The sequence below is a fragment of the Paenibacillus sp. KS1 genome, assembly GCF_001680695.1.
GTDB lineage: Bacteria > Bacillota > Bacilli > Paenibacillales > Paenibacillaceae > Paenibacillus_B > Paenibacillus_B suaedae.
Map to the genome: position 1 here is coordinate 94,653 of NZ_MAIS01000008.1, position 6,000 is coordinate 100,652.

Sequence of the window (6,000 nt, forward strand, 5' to 3'; positions counted from 1 at the left end):
GTCTATTATAACGAACTTTTCCTGAAAGAATAACATAAGCGTTAGGTTCCAGTTTCTGTTTTCAGCGAAGAACCAATTCCTGAGCTGTAAGTTCAACAAAGAAGAGCTTGATGGTTCAAGCTCTTCCTGACACTTTAGCTTATTTCTTGTTTATTTACATACACGTTCATTCAATACTTGCAAGCAACTGAACGGTTCCTTGAAATCATTGATATGTTCGAGAATAGCTTGGAGAATGTGAAACCGTAAGTTTCAAACTTACTTAGTCTATTACTGCTGACATAATCTTCTTAATCAGTGACCATCTATCCCGAGGATTGGTGGTGAATACAGATGCAATGGCGATGACTAGATCTTGATCTGGAACGCAGCAAATAACGTTGCCGCCATCGCCTAGTGCCATGTAAGCAAGTGCCCCATCCTCTTCACGCAGCCACCATAGATAACCGTAATGATTTGGATTCATCGCTGTTGATGCAGCAATCCATGAGCTGGATAGGATTTGATGATTGTCCCACATACCACGGTTCAAATATAGAACACCGAACCGAGCCATATCACGGGGACTTAATGTAAGTCCCCACCCTCCTGTAGAGTTGCCGTCCGGGTCTTGCACCCACCCTCTTACCTTCTTCCCGAATAAATGATCAAAGTCATATTCCTTCATCTCATAATCAGGGATTATCCTCATGCCGATGGGTGCGAATAATCGTTCGTTGGCAAACGATTGAGCATTCTGTCCAGTGCTACGCGTAATAATGGCCGATAGTAAATGTGCCCCTGCTGTTGAATATTTAAAAGTCCCAATACTTCCATTCTGCCCTAACATATCTAGCGTATAAATCATCCAGTTAGGCTGCATACACATCTTGTCCAGCGGCTCCCGCCAGTCCTCAAATGCATAAGGAGCTGTCATCGTAAGAAGATGGCGAAGGGTGATTTCTTGCATCAGCCTGTCAGCCTTATCAGGCACATATTCAGGAAAGAAATCAATCACCCTCTGGTCTATATGTTGAATGTAGCCTGCATCTATAGCAATTCCAATCAGCGCGGAGAGCACACTTTTCGTCACCGAGGCTACATGGTGCGTATCATCTGGGCCGAAGCTATTAAAATACCTTTCGTAAGCAATGTATCCATGTCTCGCTATGACCATCCCGTTTATATTGCTATACTCTGATTGTATGATAGGTTCAAGCCTTGATAGCTTATTAGCGTCCATTCGCAAGACAGATGGAACTTCAACTTGCCATTCTGTAGTTGTTAAGTCATTTCTATTCATATCGCAACTCCTTCGAGAGTACTGTCCTAGTTAATTTGTTTAACCTAATTAAGGATGATGGCAGTCTCAGGTTCTATCTTTTCTTGACAGGAAAATATACCTCAGTAACCATTGCCTCAGGCTCAGCGGCTTGATTTGGATCCGTTACATAGACTTCATAGGGGGAGTTTACTAGTGCATAACCTTCTTTTTCTACCCACTCCCTTAACTTGGCATATACCGAGGTTAATTCCGCATATGGCCCCCTCACGACAGACTTTGCACATAGTCCTTCCGGCAAATCTCTTGTCCCCTTAACCGCTTCCCGAATCGGAATAGCAAACTCTGTATCGTTGCCTGCAGGGTTGTATTCTGGACTGTGATAAATCGTCATTGGTGTGCCCGTCATTGTGAGATGATCGGCGGCAATTTTTTCATAGAGCGCACCAAAATACTTGCCATATCCAGCAGCGTAGTCAACGCTGCTCATCATCCGACGCATATACAAAATATTCATAGGCTGAGTCTCAACAAGTTGCACTTCAATATGATCAAGGTACGACATGATCGATACGCCCTCTTCTAAATTTGAAATATCATGATTCATTTCTGCAAGCGTAAGTTCTAATGCTTGGATTTTGAGTTGTAATTCCTCTCGCTTGCGGTTCAGGGAATCGCACAACTTTTCTTCCGAATCATTCTCCTCCCACACGAGCATGTCTTTAATCTCCTCCAACGGGAAGTGATAAGATTTCAAACGGTTAATGAAAAGCATTTTTGTAAGCTGCTTAATGGAATAATATCGATATCCATTTTCAGGGTTAATCTCACTAGGATTAATTAATCCGATTTCACCATAATATCGAAGTGTTTTGGTCGATACTCCGCATATTTTCGAGAATTCTCCGATTGACAACAAGTGATGCCCTCCGTTCTTTGATCATTTATCCAGTCATCAGTTTGGATCGTATATCGTTCTGTGTTCAACTCCACTGTACCTCTTCCCCTAAGGGCAAAGTCAACTCCTAGCGTTCATGTCTCCCCATCTAGGTTACAGATGTTCATAAATAATATAAAGCTGAAAATGACATGCTAAATGTGATGAAACGCTCAGTTCAACTTAGGGTGCTTTGTATACATCCTAGCGACAAGAACATATAAGAACAGATTCCATCGTGGAGGATTGCGCATCATGCAAAAAAAATCAACCATTGTCATGATTCTCTTGCTCTCTATGCTGCTTATAATTTCAGGCTGTGGGAATGCAAGCAAGAAGCCCGAGACAAATGCGGGCGAGAACAAAAATGTACAAAAAGAGAAGGATAAAGGGGAAAAAGATGCCACATCAGGTGCTTCAGTGGCAAAGTATACCCCGCTTGAGGAATTGAAGGAAAGCTACGATATTGTTATCGTTGGCGCGGGCGGTGCTGGCATGACTGCCGCGCTTGAGGCGAAGGCAGCGGGGATGAATCCTGTCATTCTTGAGAAAATGCCGGTTGCAGGCGGCAATACAAGCAAAGCATCTTCGGGTATGAATGCATCAGAAACGAAGTTCCAGAAGGAACAAGGCATTTCGGATAAAAATGACTTGTTCTATGAAGAGACGCTCAAAGGCGGACATAACACAAACAACAAAGATATGCTTCACTTCTTCGTAGACAATTCGGCCAAAGCAATCGACTGGCTCGATTCTATAGGGATCACGCTCAACAATATAACCATTACCGGGGGCATGAGCGAGAAGCGTACCCACCGTCCCAAAGACGGTTCAGCCGTGGGCCAGTATCTCGTGACTGGATTGCTTAAAAATGTACAAGAAAAAGGCATTCCGGTTTTTGTAAATGCGGATGTTAAAGAAATTACAAGTTCAAATGGCAAAGCAACGGGAGTGAAGGTTGGATTCAGCCAGCATGGAGAAAAAACGATTGCAGCAAAATCGGTTGTCATTACAGCTGGTGGTTTTGGAGCCAACATGAATCGCATTGCTGAAGTTCGTCCCGACCTGAAAGGCTATGTCACAACGAACCAACCGGGAAGCACAGGTGATGGCATCTCTATGGTTGAGAAAATGGGCGGAACTACGGTTGATTTGAAGCAAATTCAGGTGCATCCTACTGTACAGCAGGAAAACTCCTACCTGATTGGTGAAGTTGTGCGCGGCGAAGGTGCGATTCTCGTTTCGAGCAAAGGGAAGCGATTCGTTAACGAGATGGCTGCTCGAGACAGTGTAACGGCTGCAATTACAAAGCTGCCAGAGAAAAACGCGTTCCTTATATTTGACGCGGGTGTCCGCTCACGAGCAAAAGCCATCGAACAGTACGAAAAGATGGGTTTTGTCAAAACAAAAGACTCGATCAAGGCGCTGGCAGAAGAAATTAAGGTACCGGCTGAAGAGTTGCAAAAAACGCTCGATACGTGGAACAGTGCGGTGAAAAATAAGAAAGACGCGGAGTTCGACAGAAAAACGGGGATGGATCATGAATTGTCAGCTGCCCCATTCTATGCGATCAAAATCGGCCCAGGGATTCACTACACCATGGGTGGCGTAAAAATCAACACGAATACAGAAGTGCTGGACAAGGACGGCAAGCCTATCCCAGGATTGTTCGCTGCAGGTGAAGTGACAGGTGGATTGCATGGCGAGAATCGAATTGGAGGCAACTCCGTTGCGGAAATTATTATCTTCGGTCGCCAAGCCGGTACGAAGTCAGCTGAATATGCAAAATCGATCAAGTAAGCGATAAAGCTTTTATGAGGAATATCAAATTAGCCTACCCAAGGATTGAATAGTAAATTGCTGCATCACAGAATGACCCCACCGACGCATTGGCGTTCTGGCGGGGTCATTGTCATTTTAGATGATGTGTATCTGTACCCCATTAAAATAGCTTGTAGCCTTAGTCCCCGATGATATGCAATATATTCATATTGCCGCGCTCTCTATTTGATTCGGGGTGTAGATAGCAATTCCTGTACGGTCTTGATTCGCAACCGGGATCATCGCTTGCGCTAGGACTTTCGCTTCAATTGCCAATCGGCTAGAAATTGGCCGCCGTTCATTTCTTACTCTTGCGATTTTCTACATCAATACCTGCACGTTGTAGTTTATCCTCTGCTTCCTCTTCAATGAGTTCTTTCAACTGAGTCAATACAGGGCTAAAGTCGGTATGCTTCCCCATCATAAAGCTCATCTCGTATTCGATTTCAATCCATGTGCTTATATCCGCCTCATTATGTTGGATTTGAGCTTCCAGTTTATCCAAAGCATTTGCAACCTTGGCTTCATACGTTTGCTTATGTTCAAATTCGATCCACAGGTCATATACGTCTCGCCCTAGATCCCCTTTCAATGTTTCCCGAATTCGTTGTATGGCTTTCATTTCATTTTGAGCCTTTTGTTCTCGCAATTGTTCGTTGTTCATCGTATCGAATGCAGGGATATCTTTCGCTTCTGCTTCCACTAATTCATGAATAATGATCATTTTCAGCATTTTGGCGGTATCGATCTCTTGATCTAAATACGGCTCAATCAGCATGGCCATGAGCGATACTCTCCACGTGTGCTCCGCCACGCTCTCCTGTCTGCCGTTTGACAGCCAGCTGTGCCGCAGTTCAGACTTTAACTTCTCACCAAGATTAACCACGTTAAGTATATTCATCAATTGAGTCCTCATCGATTGTCTCTCCATCATTTCTTCGCTCCCGTTGCGTCATTGTCTTCTCTGTATTATGCTATGAATCTCTTAAGTGTAATAAAAAGATCCTATTCTTTCAAACAGGATCGAAGCGAGTCATGTTTATTTGTTAATATGATTAAATAAATGAGTCTTTACTCTTCAAGGAAAGAAAAAGGATTTACGCCCCCGCTGCTGAATATAGGTATTCTGCATTGTTTCGATACAAGGGAATTGACTTTTCCATCGATTTGCGCCTAAAATCACAATATTGAACATTAGAACAGATTGAAGGGATTTATATGCCATACATTCGATTTAAAGCTTTTCCAGATGCCTTCGTGGAAGAGATTACACCAAACATTGTAGAGGAGTTTGCCTCGATTGTTCGCGTGGAGCCGGAGAAGGTCAAGATTGAAGTACTGAATGTTCATATTATAACGAACACTCCGCTTTCGGTCGAGATTATGATGTTCCAACGGGACAAGGAAACACATGACGCCGTTGCCGCCAGCATCGACCATATGTTGCGAGAGCGAGGATATCCAGGCGTTCACATTTTCTTCATCATCCTCGATCCGCACTATTATTATAAAGAAGGCAAGCCTTTAAGATGATGACGGGTTTCATGTCGATTATTTTCCATTTCATTTACACACACTAGTGTATAGATGATGATTGCAGGAGGTATCGGCATGAACGCACAACGCGCACAAGAGATCGCAGGCTCTCCAATGCTGGCTAACGTAACCTACAACGGTAGACAAGTTTATATTCAGCATGTAGATTCCGACAACGAATCTGCTCGAATTTATCCACTTGACGATCCAGAGCAGGAGCAGGATGTTCCGCTCGCAAACTTGATTGAGCATCTGGGTTAAATAGAACTCGACGGATTGCCAGCTGCATGACAAAAAGTGCCTTCGTCAAGAGGGCACTTTTTGTCATGTCGTTCCAATACATTTCCATCGTAAATGAGAATAAAGAATGCATTTTGTAAAGCCAATCAAGGGATAGCGTCACATAGCCATCAAGCTAAGATTTTGAAATAACCCCAAAACGAAA

6 protein-coding genes are annotated in these 6,000 nt (G+C 43.6%); 3 read left to right on the forward strand and 3 right to left on the reverse strand.

Features of this window, described 5'->3' with window-relative positions; translation table 11 throughout:
- Positions 1-262 precede the first annotated feature (262 nt).
- The gene (locus BBG47_RS04840; RefSeq protein WP_065290767.1) at positions 263-1,282 is read right to left on the reverse strand and encodes a serine hydrolase domain-containing protein; all 1,020 of its coding nucleotides are present in this window, start codon (positions 1,280-1,282) and stop codon (positions 263-265) included.
- Between the two features lie 73 nt (positions 1,283-1,355).
- Positions 1,356-2,180 carry a MerR family transcriptional regulator gene (locus BBG47_RS04845; RefSeq protein WP_065290768.1) on the reverse strand — a complete coding sequence of 275 codons (825 nt, stop codon included), beginning with the start codon at positions 2,178-2,180 and terminating at the stop codon, positions 1,356-1,358.
- A 273-nt stretch (positions 2,181-2,453) separates the two neighbouring features.
- On the opposite strand from BBG47_RS04845, the gene BBG47_RS04850 reads away from it, so the two are divergent.
- Positions 2,454-3,998 carry a flavocytochrome c gene (locus BBG47_RS04850; RefSeq protein ID WP_065290769.1) on the forward strand — a complete coding sequence of 515 codons (1,545 nt, stop codon included), beginning with the start codon at positions 2,454-2,456 and terminating at the stop codon, positions 3,996-3,998.
- 319 nt (positions 3,999-4,317) lie between these two features.
- On the opposite strand, the gene BBG47_RS04855 is transcribed toward BBG47_RS04850, so the two are convergent.
- Positions 4,318-4,920, reverse strand: a complete 603-nt coding sequence (locus BBG47_RS04855) for an HD domain-containing protein (protein ID WP_065290770.1) — start codon at positions 4,918-4,920, stop codon at positions 4,318-4,320.
- Between the two features lie 317 nt (positions 4,921-5,237).
- On the opposite strand from BBG47_RS04855, the gene BBG47_RS04860 reads away from it, so the two are divergent.
- A complete protein-coding gene (locus BBG47_RS04860) occupies positions 5,238-5,552 on the forward strand; it encodes a DUF1904 family protein (RefSeq protein ID WP_065290771.1) in 315 nt (104 codons plus the stop codon).
- Positions 5,553-5,630: 78 nt separating this feature from the next.
- Complete coding sequence (locus BBG47_RS04865; RefSeq protein ID WP_065290772.1) at positions 5,631-5,816, forward strand: small acid-soluble spore protein H; 186 nt, start codon at positions 5,631-5,633, stop codon at positions 5,814-5,816.
- The last annotated feature ends 184 nt before the right edge of the window (positions 5,817-6,000 follow it).

Coding starts and splice junctions, on each gene's coding strand:
- BBG47_RS04860 (WP_065290771.1), top strand. CDS start 5,238: ATGCCATACATTCGATTTAAAGCTTTTCCAGATGCCTTCGTGGAAGAG.
- BBG47_RS04865 (WP_065290772.1), top strand. CDS start 5,631: ATGAACGCACAACGCGCACAAGAGATCGCAGGCTCTCCAATGCTGGCT.
- BBG47_RS04850 (WP_065290769.1), top strand. CDS start 2,454: ATGCAAAAAAAATCAACCATTGTCATGATTCTCTTGCTCTCTATGCTG.
- BBG47_RS04840 (WP_065290767.1), bottom strand. CDS start 1,282: ATGAATAGAAATGACTTAACAACTACAGAATGGCAAGTTGAAGTTCCA.
- BBG47_RS04855 (WP_065290770.1), bottom strand. CDS start 4,920: ATGAATATACTTAACGTGGTTAATCTTGGTGAGAAGTTAAAGTCTGAA.